19 protein-coding genes are annotated in these 16097 nt (G+C 69.3%); 14 read left to right on the plus strand and 5 right to left on the minus strand.

The genetic code is table 11. From position 1 onward, the window contains the following. The first annotated feature begins 177 nt into the window (after positions 1-177). On the plus strand, positions 178-1047 hold the full coding sequence (locus CFP71_RS21170) for a LysR family transcriptional regulator (RefSeq protein WP_093935594.1): 870 nt from the start codon (positions 178-180) through the stop codon (positions 1045-1047). Here the strand turns inward: CFP71_RS21170 and CFP71_RS21175 are convergent. Next, positions 1023-2339: an amidase family protein gene (locus CFP71_RS21175; protein ID WP_093935595.1), complete on the minus strand. Its 1317-nt coding sequence runs from the start codon at positions 2337-2339 to the stop codon at positions 1023-1025. The two genes, CFP71_RS21170 and CFP71_RS21175, sit on opposite strands and share 25 nt — an antisense overlap. Before the next feature lie 100 nt (positions 2340-2439). On the opposite strand from CFP71_RS21175, the gene CFP71_RS21180 reads away from it, so the two are divergent. Genes CFP71_RS21180 through CFP71_RS21195 form a run of 4 tightly spaced genes read left to right on the plus strand, consistent with a single transcriptional unit; the run spans position 2440 to position 7185 of the window. Continuing rightward, positions 2440-3423, plus strand: coding sequence for an ornithine cyclodeaminase (locus CFP71_RS21180; protein ID WP_093935596.1), 984 nt, complete (start codon positions 2440-2442; stop codon positions 3421-3423). Further along, on the plus strand, positions 3414-4760 hold the full coding sequence (locus tag CFP71_RS21185; protein WP_093935597.1) for a type III PLP-dependent enzyme domain-containing protein: 1347 nt from the start codon (positions 3414-3416) through the stop codon (positions 4758-4760). Before CFP71_RS21180 ends, CFP71_RS21185 begins: the two co-directional genes overlap by 10 nt. Further along, positions 4757-5806, plus strand: coding sequence for a cysteine synthase family protein (locus CFP71_RS21190; RefSeq protein WP_093935598.1), 1050 nt, complete (start codon positions 4757-4759; stop codon positions 5804-5806). Before CFP71_RS21185 ends, CFP71_RS21190 begins: the two co-directional genes overlap by 4 nt. Further along, positions 5803-7185, plus strand: a complete 1383-nt coding sequence (locus tag CFP71_RS21195) for an MATE family efflux transporter (RefSeq protein ID WP_093935599.1) — start codon at positions 5803-5805, stop codon at positions 7183-7185. The genes CFP71_RS21190 and CFP71_RS21195 overlap by 4 nt, the downstream gene beginning before the upstream one ends. On the opposite strand, the gene CFP71_RS21200 is transcribed toward CFP71_RS21195, so the two are convergent. Beyond that, positions 7068-8123, minus strand: coding sequence for an NsdA family TPR-like regulatory protein (locus CFP71_RS21200; RefSeq protein ID WP_244199768.1), 1056 nt, complete (start codon positions 8121-8123; stop codon positions 7068-7070). The genes CFP71_RS21195 and CFP71_RS21200 overlap by 118 nt on opposite strands. A 320-nt stretch (positions 8124-8443) precedes the next feature. Here CFP71_RS21200 and CFP71_RS21205 point away from each other — a divergent pair, with 320 nt between their 5' ends. Both CFP71_RS21205 and katG read left to right on the plus strand, forming a co-directional pair. Then, a complete protein-coding gene (locus tag CFP71_RS21205; protein WP_093935600.1) occupies positions 8444-8869 on the plus strand; it encodes a Fur family transcriptional regulator in 426 nt (141 codons plus the stop codon). A gap of 23 nt (positions 8870-8892) precedes the next feature. Next, complete coding sequence (gene katG, locus CFP71_RS21210; protein ID WP_208635999.1) at positions 8893-11127, plus strand: catalase/peroxidase HPI; 2235 nt, start codon at positions 8893-8895, stop codon at positions 11125-11127. An 82-nt stretch (positions 11128-11209) separates the two neighbouring features. Here the strand turns inward: katG and CFP71_RS21215 are convergent, their stop codons facing one another. From CFP71_RS21215 to CFP71_RS21225, 3 genes are all read right to left on the minus strand, one after another. Then, positions 11210-11992, minus strand: coding sequence for a GAF and ANTAR domain-containing protein (locus tag CFP71_RS21215; RefSeq protein WP_093935602.1), 783 nt, complete (start codon positions 11990-11992; stop codon positions 11210-11212). 279 nt (positions 11993-12271) lie between these two features. Next, complete coding sequence (locus CFP71_RS21220) at positions 12272-12478, minus strand: hypothetical protein (protein ID WP_093935603.1); 207 nt, start codon at positions 12476-12478, stop codon at positions 12272-12274. Positions 12479-12628: 150 nt separating this feature from the next. After that, a complete protein-coding gene (locus CFP71_RS21225; RefSeq protein WP_143267135.1) occupies positions 12629-13078 on the minus strand; it encodes a hypothetical protein in 450 nt (149 codons plus the stop codon). A gap of 283 nt (positions 13079-13361) precedes the next feature. Between CFP71_RS21225 and CFP71_RS21230 the strand changes: the two genes are divergently transcribed. The 7 genes from CFP71_RS21230 (at position 13362) to CFP71_RS21250 (ending at position 16093) form a co-directional block, all read left to right on the plus strand. Further along, on the plus strand, positions 13362-13592 hold the full coding sequence (locus tag CFP71_RS21230; RefSeq protein ID WP_093935605.1) for a helix-turn-helix domain-containing protein: 231 nt from the start codon (positions 13362-13364) through the stop codon (positions 13590-13592). Next, on the plus strand, positions 13589-13777 hold the full coding sequence (locus CFP71_RS43660; protein WP_143267136.1) for a hypothetical protein: 189 nt from the start codon (positions 13589-13591) through the stop codon (positions 13775-13777). The genes CFP71_RS21230 and CFP71_RS43660 overlap by 4 nt, the downstream gene beginning before the upstream one ends. Positions 13778-13862: 85 nt before the next feature. Continuing rightward, positions 13863-14039 (plus strand): hypothetical protein, encoded by a 177-nt coding sequence (locus CFP71_RS44240; RefSeq protein ID WP_162788246.1) that lies wholly within the window; start codon positions 13863-13865, stop codon positions 14037-14039. Beyond that, the gene (locus CFP71_RS21235) at positions 14036-14233 is read left to right on the plus strand and encodes a hypothetical protein (RefSeq protein WP_093935606.1); all 198 of its coding nucleotides are present in this window, start codon (positions 14036-14038) and stop codon (positions 14231-14233) included. The genes CFP71_RS44240 and CFP71_RS21235 overlap by 4 nt, the downstream gene beginning before the upstream one ends. Further along, positions 14230-14493 carry a hypothetical protein gene (locus CFP71_RS44245; RefSeq protein WP_093935607.1) on the plus strand — a complete coding sequence of 88 codons (264 nt, stop codon included), beginning with the start codon at positions 14230-14232 and terminating at the stop codon, positions 14491-14493. Before CFP71_RS21235 ends, CFP71_RS44245 begins: the two co-directional genes overlap by 4 nt. Positions 14494-14717: 224 nt before the next feature. Then, a complete protein-coding gene (locus tag CFP71_RS43670) occupies positions 14718-15098 on the plus strand; it encodes a hypothetical protein (RefSeq protein ID WP_143267138.1) in 381 nt (126 codons plus the stop codon). Further along, positions 15095-16093: a YqaJ viral recombinase family nuclease gene (locus tag CFP71_RS21250; RefSeq protein ID WP_167406219.1), complete on the plus strand. Its 999-nt coding sequence runs from the start codon at positions 15095-15097 to the stop codon at positions 16091-16093. Before CFP71_RS43670 ends, CFP71_RS21250 begins: the two co-directional genes overlap by 4 nt. Positions 16094-16097: the final 4 nt, after the last annotated feature.

Here is a 16097-nt window from a genome sequence, read left to right on the forward strand (position 1 = left end):
TCGGACGTTCTCCCGGTGCACAGGCGAAGCCGTTTTATCAGCTCCGTGAGGCCGGGTCTCAGATTGGTGGAAGCGACGGTCATCGGTGTTCTCCTTCCGGTCGCTTCCCATCGTGGTCCGGTGTTCGGGGGACGTCCAATGACGACGTTCTTTCGCTTTCATAGGTAGTCTTTATGTATGCTGAATCTGGTCCAGCTCACGGTGCTGGCGGCTGTCGCCAGACACGGCTCGATGACCGCGGCGGCGAAGGAACTGCATTACACCCAACCGGCGGTGAGCCACCATCTCGCGAGGTTGGAAGCCGCCACCGGGGCGAAGCTGATCCAGCGGATCGGACGCGGCATCCGGCTCACCCCGGAAGGGAAGCTGCTCGCCGCCCGCGCGGCCGAGATCGTCGGCCGGGTCGAAGGCGCCGAGGCCGAATTGGCCGCACAGGTCGGATTACGCGCCGGGCGGGTCCGGCTGGCCGGGTTCCAGTCGATCCTGAGCACCATCGTTCCCGGGGCGGCCGCCGCGCTGGCCCGCGCCCATCCCGGGATCGAGCTGGGACTGGTCGACGAGCAGCCGGGCGAAGCGCTGCGCATGCTGCGGGAAGGGCGGATCGACGTCGCCTTGATCTTCCGGTACGCCGACACGCCACGCGAGGAACACGGGCTCCGGCTGGTCCACCTGCTCGAAGACCCGATCTACCTGATCTCCAGCGAACCCGGGCAGACCGTCGCCGACCACCGCGACTCCACCTGGATCGGCGGCTGCGGCCGGTGCCAGGACGAGCTCGTCACGATCTGCGGGCGCGCCGGGTTCGCGCCGCGTATTTCCCTGGTGAGTGACGACATGGTCGTCATGCAGGCGCTGGTCGCCGCCCGGATGGGCGTCACCACGCTGCCCCGGCTGGCCCTGCGCGCGCACCGGCTGCCGGGTATCCACGCCACCGAACTGGCCGAGGATCCGCGTCAGATCTACGCCGTCACGTATGGCGATCCGCCGGATCCGCCCGCCGCCGCGGCGCTCATCCACGCGCTTCAGGCCAGTATCCGGTCCTGCTGATTCGCCAGGGCCCGTTCGACGGAAGCCCCGATGGCCAGCAGTTTCCGGTCTTCGCCGAGGGCACCGTCGAGCGCCAGCCCGGCGGGGAGGCCGTTCCGGTCACGCCCCATCGGCACGGTCAGGCCGGGGAAGCCCGCGATGCTGCCGTTCTGGCAGTTGCGGATGAAGGTCGCGAACGTCGGGACCGAGCGCCCGCGGAGAACGAAGTTCTCGACGGCCGAGAACTCCTTGGCCGTGGCCGGTGTCGTGGGAAAGGCCAGCGCGTCGATGCCGGTCTCGCGGAAGATCCTCGCGTAGGTGCCGCGCAAGGCCGAACGAGTGGCGAGGGCGGCCTCGTAGACGGCCGGATCGACGCCCGGTACGACCGAGCCGGTGAAGATCGCCTGGACGTCGGCGGCGGCGACCTCACGAACGAGCCGTTCGAACGAGACACCGGGCACGTACTCGCGCAGATACGCCCGGAGCCCGGTGCCTGCTTCGTGGATCACCAACGGCATGCCCTGATCGGCACTGAGTTCGGCGAGCACGGTGTCGTCGATCGGCACCATCGTGACGCCCTCGGCGCGCAGGCGGAACAGCGTGGACTCCCAGAGTTCTTCGACGTCGGTTTCCAGATCGCCGGTCAGGAAGCGCTGGGGCACGCCCAGCCGGACCGCCGACGACGGGATCCCGTCCAGGGGTTCCGGCTGTTCCGCCGCGAGGACCGAGTCGAGGAGCGCGAGATCGGTGACCGTGCGGGCGATCGGTCCGGCCGTGTCCCGTGTGCTGCTCAGCGGTGTCATGCCGTCGGACGGGTAGCGGCCCGTGGTGGGCCGGAACCCGCACACCCCGTTGAGCGCGGCGGGGACGCGCACCGATCCCCCGGTGTCGGTGCCCAGGCCCGCCGGGACGATGCCCGCCGCGACGGCGACCGCCGTCCCGCCGCTGCTGCCTCCGGCGAAGTGGAACGGCGAGCAGGCGTTGCGGACCGGCCCCACCGGTGTCGTGTCGCAGGTGATGCCGAACGCGAGTTCGTGCATGGTCGCCTTGCCGATGACGGTGACGCCCGCGTCGATCAGGCGCCGGACCACGGTCGCGTGCTCGCGCGGGACGTGGTCCGCCAGCGCCGGGGTGCCCGCGGTGTTCGGCATGCCCGCGACGTGGATGTTGTCCTTGACGACCATCGGAACGCCCGCCAGCGGGCCGGCGAGTCCCGGTATGCGGTCCTCCGGCGCGAGGTGGGCGATGGCGTGGAGATCGTGCACTTCTTCCGCTCTCGAGCGGGTTTCCGAGGCGCTCCAAGCTCTCTTCACGGCGCCAGCTTAGCGTGACAAGGGACACAGTTAGCGATAAAGACAATCATTTTCATTAAGCTCCGGCCGGATCCCGTCCCCCCGGAAAGGTCGATCGTTCATGAACCCCGGCCCCTCGTTGCACATCCTCACCCGCAAGGATCTGCACAGCCTCGAACTCACCCCGCAAGAGGCGATCACCCTGGTCGAAGACGGCTACCTGGCCTACGCGTCCGGAGCGTCGCGCAACCCCGCGAAGCTGATGGTGCCGATGCCGGATCCCGCGCGGGACGCCGTCGCGTACTCGATGCTCGGCTACGACGGCTCCCTGGAACAGGCCGCGTTCAAGACGAGCTACCGGCAGGGCGGCACGTCGGCGGAGAAGTACTACACGACGATCACGCTCTACGACGACACCACCGGGCTGCCGTTCGCGTTCATGGACTGCCACCGCGTCGGCGCCACCCGCACGCCCGCGAGCACCGCCCTGATCGCGCGCTCCTGCGCCCGGCCTGGTGCGCGTTCCGCGCTCATGGTCGGCACCGGCGCGCAGGGGATCAGGACGCTGCCGTACCTGCTCACGGCGTTGCCGGAGCTCGAACGGCTGCGGCTGTTCGGCACCCATCCCGACGGCCTGCGCGACAGCGTCGCCGCGCTGAAGGAGCGGTTCCCGGAGCGCGAGGTCGAACTCGTCGACGACGTCGAGGCCGCCGCGCGCGAGTCCGACATCGTGGTCGCCGCCTCCGGCCGGGCCGCGCATCCGAAGATCCGGCTCGGCTGGCTGCCGCCGGGCGGGCTGCTGATCTCGGTCGCCAGCAAGGGAGTCCAGGAGGGCACGCTCGCCGAAGCCGACTACACCGTGGCCACCAGTGGTGCCCAGGTCGAGGTGACCGGCCGGCGGATGGCGGGGCCGGACGGTGTTTTCCGGATCGACGCCGAACTTCCGGAGATCCTCGCCGGCCGCCTGCCAGGCCGTCGTGGCGACGAAGACCGGGTGTTCGCCTTCAGCAGCGGCATGATCATCACCGACATCCCGGTGGCGCACGCGCTGGCCGCCCGCGCCATCGCGGCGGGCCGCGGCCGCGAGGTGGCGCTGTGGACCTGATCGACACCCTGTCCCCGCCGCTGCCCGCGCTCGAACGCCCTTGGGCGCACCGGCTGCGCGACTCGGAGATCCTGTGGGAGATCGCCCGCGGTGTCGGCGGTGGCCCGTTCCACGTCATCCATCCGGCCACGTTCGCCGAGAACCTCGGGGGAATGGTCGCGGCACTCGCCGCCGAGCGCGTCGACGGCACCGTCTACTACGGGAAGAAGGCGAACAAGGCGGCGGCCTGGCTGCGGGAATGCGTCCGCCCCGGCGCGGGGGTCGACGTCGCGAGCGTGCCCGAACTGGTGCACGCCCTCGGCAACGGGGTGCGCGGGGAGGCGATCGGGGTGACCGGCGCCGCCAAACCGGACGGCCTCCTCTGGCTCGCCTTGCGGCACCACTGCCTGATCGCGGTGGACGCGGCCGACGAACTGGAACGCGTCGCGCGCCTGGCCGCCGAACTCGGTGAGACGGCCGAAGTGCTGCTGCGGGTCCGGCCGCCGTCCGCGCCGGAAAGCCGGTTCGGCTTCGCTCCCGACGCCTTGACCGCGGCCGTGCGAAGGTGCGCCGAACCGGTCGTCCTGCGCGGCTTCTCGTTCCATCTGGACGGCTACGATCCCGTGCCACGGGCGGAACTAGCCGCCTCCCTGATCGACCTGTGCCACGACGCCCGCGCACTCGGGCATCCGGCGTCGAAGATCAGTATCGGCGGCGGCGTCGCGGTGTCCTATGTGGACGCCGAGGATTGGGCGCGGTTCGAGGCCGGCAGGCACGACGGCTGGTTCCACGCCGGCCGCAACCCGCCCCGGACCTATCCGTACCACCAGGCGCCGGTGGGCGCGGCCATGGTCACCGCCGTCCTGCGGCACGAGATCTCCGGGAAACCGCTCGCGGACCGCCTGCGCGAGTCCGGGATCGAGCTGCTGCTGGAGCCGGGCCGTGCCCTCGTCGACGGCGCCGGGTTCTCGGTTTTCCCGGTGCTGGGCTGCAAAGCCGCCGATGACCACTTGATCACCACGGTCGCGGGCCTGTCCATGAGCCTGTCCGAACAGTGGAAGGGAAGCGAGTTCCTGCCCGATCCGGTCCTCGTGCGCCAGGACGGTCCTGGCGGCACGCCGGTGCGCACCATCGTCGCGGGTTCGAGCTGCATGGAGTACGACGTGCTGACCTGGCGCGCGGTGGAACTGCCCGCGCGGCCGAGGACCGGCGACCTGCTCGTGTACCCGAACACGGCCGGGTACCAGATGGACAAGAACGAGAGCGGCTTCCACCAGCTTCCGTTACCGCCGAAGGTGGTGGTCGACGGCGACCGCCGGCACCTCGACACCGACTACCCGATCCAGGAGATCCGATGACGATCGTCCAGCGCGCGTCCGACCTGATCGGGAGCACGCCGCTGCTGGAGCTCGCGCGCACCGGTACCGGGACGCGGCTCCTGCTCAAACTCGACCATCTGAACCCGACCGGTTCGTGCAAGGTCCGCATGGCCAGGCGGATGATCGACGACGCCGAGCTCGACGGCAGGCTGCGGCCGGGCGGGCACATCGTCGAGCCCACCTCCGGCAACACCGGGAACGGGCTCGCGCTGATCGCGCTGGAACGCGGCTACCGGTTCACCGCCGTGGTCGATCACCACGCGGCCCGCGAGAAGCTCCGGATGCTGCGCGCGCTGGGCGCGGAACTGGTGTTCGTCGAGTGCCCTTCGGACGGCGGGGTGAGCTCGGTCCAGCGGCGGCGGGTCGCGGCCCGGATCGCGGCGGAAACCGGGGCCTACCACCCCGATCAGCACAACCATCCCGGCAACGGCGAGGGGTACACCGGGCTGGCACTGGAACTGGTGCGGCAGCTGGGTTCCGTCGACGTGCTCGTCGCGGCGATCGGCACCGGCGGATCCCTGTGCGGGACGGCCCGCGCCCTGCGCGCGGCGGGAGCGGGCACGCACGCGGTGGCCGTCGAACCCGTCGGTTCCATCATCTTCGGTGGCGCGCCGGGGATCTATCACCAGACCGGGGCGGGCAGTCCCGCCGGGTTCCCGATCGGCGACAACGTGGACCGGTCGGTGATCGGCGAAGCCCACCGCGTTTCCGACAGCGACGCCTTCGCCGGAGCCCGCGTCGTCGCCCGGCGGACCGGTGTGCTGGTCGGCGGCACCACCGGCGGCGCGATCCACGTCGCCCTGCGGCGGCTTTACGCGTACCCGGCCGGAAGTCTCGTCGTGGTGCTGTGCAACGACGCCGGGGAGAAATACCTCGACTCGGTCTACGACGACGAATGGTTGCGCGCCAGGGGTGTGCTCGACGAACTCGCCCACCGCCGGATGGAGCGCTGGTTCACCACCTACGCCGAGTCGGTCCGGGTGGCGACTCGTGACCGGCAGGCCCGGGTGGCGGTGGCGGCGTGAGCACGGTGGTCCGGACACGCGGCTACCGGGCGCTCGTCGCGCTGGCGGCGCCGATCGCGGGCATCCAGCTGGCGCAGGTGGCGCTCACCAGTGTCGACCTGGCCATGCTCGGCCTGCTCGGGGTGACCGCGGTGGCGGCGGGCGGACTGGCGATCCTGCTCTACAACCAGATCCGCACTATGTGCGTCGGCATGGTCACCGGCGTCGGGAACCTCGTGGCCGCGGCGGCCGGGGCGGGAGAACTCCGCACCGGTACGGACGGGCTCGACGAGCGCGCGCGGGAGGAGATCCGGTCGCTCCTGCGGTCGGCCCTGCTCGTCGCGACCCTGACCGCGGCGGTCGGCGCCGCCGTCCTTTGTGGACTCGCGGCCGCGTTGCCGTTGCTGGGCCAGCAGCCGGAGATCGTCTCGCTGGCCAGGGCGATGATGTTCGCGCTGGCGGGCGGGCTCTTCCCGATGGTGTGGCTGAACGTGGTGCGGCAGTTCGCCGTCGGGCTGCGCCGTCCGGGATCCCTGCTCGCGGTGACCCTCGTGTCGATCGCGGTCAACGCCGCGCTCAACGGCGCTTTCATCTACGGCTGGGCGGGTCTGCCCGAACTCGGCGTCACCGGGATCGGCCTGGCGACGACGCTGGTCCAGTTCTTCACGCTCGCCGTGTTCGCCTCGGCCGTCCGCCGGGACCCGCTGCTGCGGCCCATGGTTTCGCTCGCGCTCTGGCGCGCGGATCCCGCGGTGGTCCGGCGCGTCGTCCGGCACGGGACGCCGATCTGTTTCACCTACGGCTCGGAGGCCGCGATCACCTCGATCGCGACGATGCTGATGGGTGCTTTCGGCCCGGCGATGCTCGCCGCGTCGAACGTCGCGAATCAGCTCGCCTACATCGTCTACCAGGTCAACATCGGGCTTTCGCAAGGATCGTCCATTTTGGTCAGTCGTGAGGTTTCCCGCGGCGAACGGCGTCAGGCCCCGGTGATCGCCCGGCAGGCGTTCACGCTTTCCTGGTCTTTCATGGCGGTGGTGAGCCTGGGATACCTGGTGGTGCCGGGGGCCCTGTTGTGGCCGTTCCTGCACGACGAGACCGACGCGGTGGTACTCGGCACCGCGTCGACGCTGTTGCTGTTCGCCGTCGCGCAGCAGTACAGCAAGGGAACCCAGAACATCCTCGTCGGCTTGCTGCGCGGGCTCGGCGACACCGTTTCCGGGCTTCGTTGCACGCTCGTCGGGTACTGGGCCGTCGGGGTGCCCGCGATGTTCTTGTGCGCCTACGTGTTCGCTTGGGGCGGTTGGGGTGTTTGGGCCGGTCTGTGCCTCGGTTTCGCGGCGACCGCCGTCCTGCTCGGGCGACGGTTCGCCGGTTCCGTGACCGGGGTGGCGCGGTAGCCGTCGATCCGGTCGAGCAGGTCGCGTGAGCCGGGATCGGTCGCGCGCCGGCGCAGCAGCCTCGCCAGCGGGCCGAGCCGGTCCTTCGTCCGGGTGGATCCGAGGCCGCGGGCCAGGTCCACGGCCTCGGTCCCGGTGCGGACGGCTTCGTCGAAATCGCCTTGGAGCGCGTGGTTCTGCGCGAGCATGCTCAGGGTGAGGGCCAGGCTGCGGGACATTTCCGTGCCGTAGCCGCCGGTGGCGTCGCGAAGCCGGGCGATCGCCTCGTCGCTGTGCCGGGGGCTGACCGTCTGGGCCAATTCGGTCAGGACGGTACCGCGCATCGCGGCCATGTCCGTGGTACCGAAGAAGGCTTCCCAGGGGCGCGCGGCCGCCCAGGTGTCCATTCCCTCGAATTGGCTTTCGGCCCGCGCGAGGCTCGCGAGAGCGGCACGTTCGTCGCCGGTCATGGCCAGCGCCCACGCCTCGTTGACCGTCAGGATCGCCTGCGCCCGCCGGGAACCGGACCGGTGCGCGGCCGCCTGCCCCCGGCGGAGGTGACTCAGCCCGCCTTCGACGTCGTCATGGTGCAGGGCGAGCCTGGCGAGGCGATAGCAGATGTTGGCCATGAGGTTGTCGTTCCCGGCCTCGGTGGCGAGATCGAGCGCGCGGTCGAACCGGATTCGCGCCGGTACCCGGCGGCCGATGTCGAATTCCGTCCAGCCGAGCAGATTGTGCAGATCGGCGAGCACGGTCAACAGCCGTTCCCGGAGCGCGCCGGGGACCGCGCCCCAATGAAGCAGGAGGCTGACCGTTTTCACGACGTGGACCGCGTCGCGGCTGAAGGCGCCGCCTTGGCGGTAGTCCAGTGCTCGCAGGACGCCGACAGCGTTTTCGACGCACTCGACGTTGGCGGTCCCGACGAGATGCGGCGGCTCGCCGTTTCCGGTCTCCGTCATGAGTCCACCCCGCACGAGTCGTGCCCCTCACGAGGATTTACCCGGAATTGATTGTTTTCAAACGTTCGCGGGAGGGGCGGCGTCGGTACAGATGGTCGTGAGTCGCGTTTCGGGTTAGCGCCGACCGTGTCTTAGGTGGCTGCTGGGTTCCGGCTGCCGCGGAGCGCGAGTCCGGTCCGTGAAGGCCTCCTTACCTACCCTGAAGGTAGTGAAGGAGGCCTTCACGGCGGACGGGAGCGGCGGTGACCGATCACCCTGACCGAGGGATTTCCGCCGCCATGATTTGACCGAGTCCAGACACGCTCCTATCGTTTTCGGTGATGTCCGACTTCGAGGCACAGCTGCGTGCGGTCTCGTTGCGCGTGACCCGGCCTCGGCTGGCCGTGCTCGCGGCGCTGCGAGACCATCCGCACGTCGACACCGAAACGGTGATAGCGCTGGTGCGGGCCGACCTCCCCACGGTCTCGCACCAGGCGGTCTACGACGTGCTGCGAGCGCTCACCGAAACCGGCCTGATCCGGCGCATCCAGCCCGCCGGCGCGCTCGCCCGCTACGAGACCCGGGTGGGGGACAACCATCACCATGTCGTGTGCCGTTCCTGCGGCGCGATCGCGGACGTCGATTGCGCCGTCGGCCATGCCCCTTGTCTCAGCGCCTCCGGCGACCACGGGTTCGTGGTCGACGAGGCGGAGGTCGTCTACTGGGGTGTCTGCCCCGGCTGTGCGGCCGAACCCGTACAGCGATGAATCGCCTGCCTGGAAGGAAGAAAATGAGTGACACGCCGGAGAAGGGCTGCCCGGTGGCCCAAGACTCCGTGACCGCGCACGGTAGCGAGAGCGAAAACCCGGCGATCGATTCGCCGACCCCGAAGTCGGGCGGCCGTCCGCGCACCAACAAGGACTGGTGGCCCAACCAGCTCGACCTGTCGGTGCTGCACGCCCACTCGTCGAAGGCCAACCCGCTCGGCGCGGAGTTCAGCTACGCCAAGGAGTTCGCCAAGCTCGACGTCGAAGCGCTCAAACGGGACATCGTCGAGGTGCTCACCACCTCGCAGGACTGGTGGCCCGCCGACTTCGGCCACTACGGCGGCCTGATGATCCGGATGAGCTGGCACGCCGCGGGCACGTACCGCGTCCACGACGGCCGCGGCGGCGCCGGTGACGGCGGGCAGCGGTTCGCCCCGCTCAACAGCTGGCCGGACAACGCCAACCTCGACAAGGCGCGGCGGCTGCTGTGGCCGGTCAAGGAGAAGTACGGCCAGCAGGTCTCGTGGGCCGATCTGCTGGTGCTCGCGGGCAACGTCGCGCTGGAGTCGATGGGCTTCGAGACGTTCGGCTTCGGCTTCGGCCGCGTGGACACCTGGGAGCCCGAGGAGATCTTCTGGGGTCCGGAAGACACCTGGCTGGGTGACGAGCGCTACGCCACCGACACCGAGATGGTGCCCGACGTCGGCGCGACCGAGATGGGCCTCATCTACGTCAATCCCGAAGGGCCGCGCGGCAACGCGGATCCGGCCGCGGCGGCGCACTTCATCCGCGAGACCTTCGCCCGGATGGCGATGAACGACGAGGAGACCGTCGCGCTCATCGCCGGCGGCCACACCTTCGGCAAGACCCACGGCGCGGGCGACGCCGACGCGCACGTGGGCCCGGAGCCCGAGGGCGCCCCGATCGAGGCGCAGGGCCTCGGCTGGCTGAGCAGCCACGGCAGCGGCAAGGGCGCCGACGCGATCACCAGCGGTCTCGAAGTGACCTGGACCGACGTGCCGACGCAGTGGAGCAACCGGTTCTTCGAGATCCTCTTCGGCTACGAATGGGAGCTCACCACGAGCCCCGGCGGCGCCAAGCAGTACGTCGCCAAGGACGCCGAGGCGATCATCCCGGACGCGCACGACCCGGCCAAGAAGCACAAGCCGACCATGCTCACGACGGACCTGGCGTTGCGCGTCGACCCGGCGTACGAACGGATCTCGCGCCGGTTCCTGGAACACCCGGATGAGTTCGCCCTCGCGTTCGCCAAGGCCTGGTACAAGCTCCTGCATCGCGACATGGGCCCGGTCAGCCGTTTCCTGGGGCCATGGGTGCCCGAACCACAGCTGTGGCAGGACCCGGTGCCGGACGTCGACCACGACCTCGTCGGCGACGCCGACATCGCCGCGCTCAAGGCGAAGGTTCTCGAATCCGGCCTCTCGGTCGCCCAGCTGGTCGGTACCGCGTGGGCGTCCGCCGCGAGCTTCCGGTCCACCGACAAACGCGGCGGGGCCAACGGCGCCCGGATCCGGCTGGCACCCCAGCGTGACTGGGAGGTCAACGAACCCGAGCGGCTCGCGGGCGTCCTGGAGACGCTGGAGAGCATCCAGCGCGAGTTCAACGACGCGGGCGGCGCCAAGATCTCGCTGGCCGACCTGATCGTGCTGGCGGGCTCGGCCGCCGTCGAGAAGGCGGCGCGCGACGCGGGCACCGAGGTGACCGTGCCGTTCCACCCGGGGCGTACCGACGCCACGCAGGAGGACACCGACGTCGAATCGTTCGCGCTGCTCGAACCTCGCGCCGACGGGTTCCGCAACTACCTGCGTCCCGGCGAGAAGCTGCAACCGGAGATCCTGCTCGTCGAACGCGCCTACATGCTCGACCTGACCGCGCCCGAGATGACCGTCCTCGCTGGTGGTCTGCGCTCCCTCGGGATCAACCACGGCGACACCCGGCACGGCGTCCTCACCGACCGGCCCGGCGTGCTCACCAACGACTTCTTCACCAACCTCCTCTCGCCCGGCACGCGGTGGAAGGTGTCGGAGTCCGAGGAGAACGTGTACGAGATCCGCGACGTGGCCACGGACAAGGTGAAATGGACCGCGACCGCGGTCGACCTCGTCTTCGGCTCCAACTCCCAGTTGCGGGCGCTTTCCGAGGTCTACGCGGGCCAGAGCGCCCGCGAGCGGTTCGCCGCCGACTTCGTCGCGGCCTGGACGAAGGTCATGGAACTCGACCGGTTCGACCTGGCCTGACGCCTTTCGCCCGCTGAATGCGTCTCCGCGCGTGAAGGCCCCCTTCCCTCGGCTCAGCCAAGGGAAGGGGCCTTCACGCGCTTCAGAGGGTGTCGAGTTCGGTGTGCCGGGTCGCGAGGGTGCGGGCGACTTCGGCGAGTTTGACGTTGAGGTCCTGAGAGGTGCGGCGAAGCAGGTCGAAGGCCTCGTCGGCGGTCAGGCCGCGCCGCTGCATGAGGATCCCCTTCGCCTGCCCGATGACGTCGCGGGATTCGACGGCCCGCCGGAGATGGTTCACCTCCAGCTCGGCCCGGTTCACGGCGCCGGTGCCCGCCAGGGCGAGTGAACCGTGGGTGGCCAGCAGCAGCGCGGTGTCCTGAGCCAGGGAGTCGAGAGCGCCGGTGCGGTGGCTGTAGATGTTCAGCGCCCCGGGCAACCTGGGAGGTTTCGCGTCGGGCACCAGCACGGTGGACAGGATCGAGTGGTAACCGTGCCGGACGGCGGCCTCGGAGAAGTCCGGCCACCTCTTCTCCGCCGTCAGGTCTTCACTGCGGATGTAACCGGGGCTTCCGCTGTCGGCGGCATCGACGCAAGGGCCGGTCCCGGCGCGGTATTGCACCTCGTCGAGCTCTAGCGCGACCTCACCGGTCGACACCGGGGTGTGGAAGGTCCCGTCCGGGGCACGGAGGGTGACCGACACCAGGTCCGCGCCCGGCACCACCCGGTACGCGGCGTCGATGACCTGTTCGAGGACCTGGGCCGGGGTCGAGGCGGCCAGCAGCAGGCGGGTGAGCTCGACGAACTGCTCGGACAGCGGGCCCGCTGACGCGTCACCGCCCACGCCGAATTCGGCCTTGTCACGCTGCCAGAGTGCTTCGTCCGCCATCAGTGGCCCTCCTGTAGGGTGCCGTTTCCCTCATCGGTTACCCAGTGACACCCGCCGTCAATCGACGGTCGAACTAGTCCGATGTGGACGGTGGATCAGGGGTCGACCCGCTTGCGCAGCAGGCAGAACACGTTCCCCTCCGCAATACCCCACATGTGACATCTTTTCTCCAAGGTCCCTCCCGGGGCTCGAAAACCGTTGTGGGGCAAGGGTTAAGTGCCGTTGAAGAGATCCTAGCCTGCTGCTCGCCATGAGCTGAGCAGGCCGCTCCGTGCCCTGCTAGGCGCTGGCGGCGGGGTCGCCCGGCTCAGCCTGTCGTCGGCTGGTCTGCTCCTGGATGAGTGCGGCGCGGACGTAGGCGTCAACCTCCCAGTCGGGGACTGAGTGATCGGCCAGGACTTCGTAGGTGCCGTCAGTGCCAAACCTGATCGCTATGGATCTCAGTCCGCCGAGGTCGACGCGCGTCAACGTGTACTCGTCCGTCACAGGCCCACACCCCTCCCGCCCCATCGGAGGCCAGCGGTCGAAGGCTTCGCCGCAGCCCCTGTGGCATCCCCTGACCGGACGGTAACAATCGCCCGATCGTCCTACCACCTTGATACTTACGGGTGTTTACGGCCGGGGGTGTCTCGGCAACTAAGCAGTTTCCGCAGGTAACGACGCATCTTTCGGCAGGACAACGCGGAGATTTGTCGCGTTTTCGAACGCATTGAGCACATCTTGCGGGGTTTCGTCATCTGGGGTGATGATCACCCAGCGTTCACCCGGTTGGCCCCCTACTTCCGGGTTCGTACCACCCGTATGGATGCGGGCATTCTTGACGTGAACGTCGACCACGTTGCGTTGTTGCAGGTTAAGGGACTCCAGGGCGGCAGCCGCCACCACGTCGGGCTCGACCTCCAACGCGGCGGCGACGCCCATGATCGTCTTCGTGCGGGGGAAGTCCTGCATCGGCCGGTCCGGGTTGCCCAGGTGGAACAGGCCAGTCGGTACCGGGGCACCCTTCTGTCGCGCACGGTCCGCGAGTTCGCGCCAGGTAAGGCCGTCGCGATCTTTGATCATGTTGATCAGTTCGCAGAGATTCACCACACCGCCCCTAGGCCCCGACGTGGCCCACGTCGCAGGAATTAAAGCACGTTTAACTGACTGTAACCGTTGCGGCCGTGTTGAAACCAATTTAACGTGGAGATCAGACACGGTCTTTACGGCCCTTGACCAGGGCCAATGACGCGGTCGGCGGATCTTGGGCCGCCGCGCGGATCACCCATGCTTGCTAACCCAACAGGAGTTCGTCGTGGCTACATACGTGCGAGCGTCAGACGCTAGCGCACTTCGGGAGCTTGTCGAAGCGACCGGTCGGCATGCGGACGTGGCGTTCCGTGCGGGCATCTCGCCGGTTCGGCTGAGCCAGGTGTTGAACGGGGCATCGCCGGTGATTCCGCTCCAGCAGGCGGCAAAGCTGGAAGACGTTCTCGGCGTGCCGCACGGCACCTTCTTCGTGGTCGACGACCCGGCCGCGAGCCCGGAGTTGATCGGCCCCTACCTCGCGCGTGGCGACGCCACGGACGAAGAGGACGACGGCGCGTCGGGTGCGGCATGACCGGAAAGCCAGCTCGGCCGGTGCTCTCCGATGGCGACCTCGAACGGCTCGGCATCAGTCGCAGCCTCGCCGAGTACGTCGCCGACATCGCCGATGACCACGGCCCGTTCACTCCCGCGCAGCGGGACCAGCTGGCGGTCCTGCTGCGGCCGGACCCCACCAAGCGCCTGGCCCGTGGCGCATAGCGGACCAGGCGGGAGCTGGCCGACGGGTAGCCCCCGACATCTCGTCGGCCAGCTCCCGATCTCTCTGACCGGATCGGAGCTACGGATGACCACCCCCATCACGCAGCAGCACGACGACCAGGAAGGCAGGCACGTGCTTCACGAAGCGGACGAGTGCACCCGACGGGATGTGGTGTACCTGTACGGCGAGATCACCAACCTGGTCATGCCCGTACCCCGACGCGACGCGCCCGCACGGCACTGGAATGGGCAGGTCGCGTGATGGCCGCCCGCCTGCTTGCTCCCGCCCCAACCGGCCGCCACGCCCGGCTGAGCACGCTCGACCGCTGGCGAACCGCGCTCCGCCGGTCGGCGATGACCGCCCGAGCGCTGCCGCGGGCCATCGTCGGTGTCGTCGCCGCTATGGCGTGCCTGGGTTTCGCCCTCGGCTTCACGATCGCCGGGGTTGTCCTGTGAACGACGAGACCGAGACGGAGAAGACCGTGACCGAGACCGCCCAGGACAACGCCGAGACGACCGAGCTGCCGAACCCGGTGACCGACGAAGTCGTTCTCCCGCTGACTGTTCAGTGGCAGAAGCGCGATCCCGACACTCCGGTGTTCAACGAGACGATGGACGAGCTGGCCGACCAGCTTCCCTCCTTCGACACCACCGGCGGCTCGCCGGCTGACGCACCCGCCTCCGACGACGACCGCGACGGCGGTGAGCAGGACTGACGGCGACCCGACGAAGGAACCATGACTGCCCCGGCGGTTGCGGGCGGCAGGTCAAGCCCGAGTTCTACGCCTGCCGGACGTGCTGGCTACGGCTTCCGCAGTCGCTCCGCGAGGCGATCACGACCGCGAACAAGCGGAAGACGACCGCGCACTCCGTCGCCATGTACGACGCGCACGAGTGGTTCCGCGCCCATCCGCTGACCGTTCAAGTCGGTGATCAGTGATTGCCCCGCGCGTTCTACCACTTCACCTGCGAACACCGGGCACGTTCGATCCAGCGAAGCCGTGAGCTGCGCCCGAACCGGCACCCGCTGCTCGGGCACTGGCTGGTCTGGCTGACAGACCTGCCGCAGCCCGACCGCTGGGGGCTGGGCCTCACGTCCAACTGGCTCACCTGCGACCGCACGGCTGTGCGGGTGTCGGTCCAGCCAACGGACGACATCGTTCGCTGGACGGCCTGGGCGCTGTGGCACAAGGTTCCGCCGGTCATGCTCGACGTTCTCCACGAGGACGCCCGGCCTGAGCACTGGTGGGTCGCTACGGTTCCGCTCCAGGTCAGCGACATTGCCGCGGCTACCTCCCGCGGTCTGCGGAGGACGTCGTGACGGCCGGGAAGCTGGACGTCCCGGTCGTGCTTCCGGCCGGAGCGAGCCAGGACGACTGGGAGTTCGCGCGCACCTTCGGCCTTGGCGGCTCCGACGTTGCCGCTGCGGCCGGGCTGAACCCGTGGAAGACGCCGTTCCAGCTCTGGTTGGAGAAGACCCGGCGGGTCGAAGCCGAGTTCGACGAGGTCGCCACCGAGCGCATGTACTGGGGCCACGTGCTCGAACCGGTGCTGCTGCGCGAATGGGACAACCGGCACCCCGAGTACGTGCTGACCGGGGGCGAGGGCGTCTACGGCAACCGCGACCACACGTGGATGCTCGGCAACGTCGACGGGCTGGCGTGGGAGTACTCGGGCGAGCTGGCCGGGATCGTCGAGGCGAAGACCGGCGGACATCGAGCCGTCGCCGAATGGGCCGAGGACGACGTTCCGGTCCACTACGTCTGCCAGGTCCAGTGGTACATGCACCTGCTCGGCGCACCCCGGACCTTCGTCGTCGCGCTGCTCGACACGAACACCTACCTCGAACGGATCATCGACCGCGACGACGAGCTGATCGCCGACCTCGTGGACGCCGCGACCGAGTTCTGGGACCACGTGCAGCGGGACGAACCGCCCCCGGCTGACGCCTCCGAGATCACCCGCCGAGCGCTGGCGCGCTGGCCTGCGGTGCCAGGCGAGACAGTCGAGCTGGACCCGTTGTGGCACAAGCATCTTGCGCGCCGCCACGAGCTGAGCGAACAGATCAAAGCGCTGGAGTCCGAGCGCACCGGCATCGACAACCGGTTGCGCGCGGAGATGGGCCAGGCCGAGGAAGCCCGGCTCGACGGGGAGAAGGTCGCGACTCATCGGGCTCCGGCGAAGCCTTCGCGGTCCGTCGACCACGAGGCGTTCGCCGTCGAGCGCCCGGACCTGTACGCGCTCTACGTCACCGAGCGGCCAGCGGGCCGACGCCTGACCTACGCCACCACCACAGCCAGGAGGGATCAGCAGTAAGCAA

Source organism: Amycolatopsis thailandensis (assembly GCF_002234405.1).
GTDB classification, from domain to species: Bacteria; Actinomycetota; Actinomycetes; order Mycobacteriales; family Pseudonocardiaceae; genus Amycolatopsis; species Amycolatopsis thailandensis.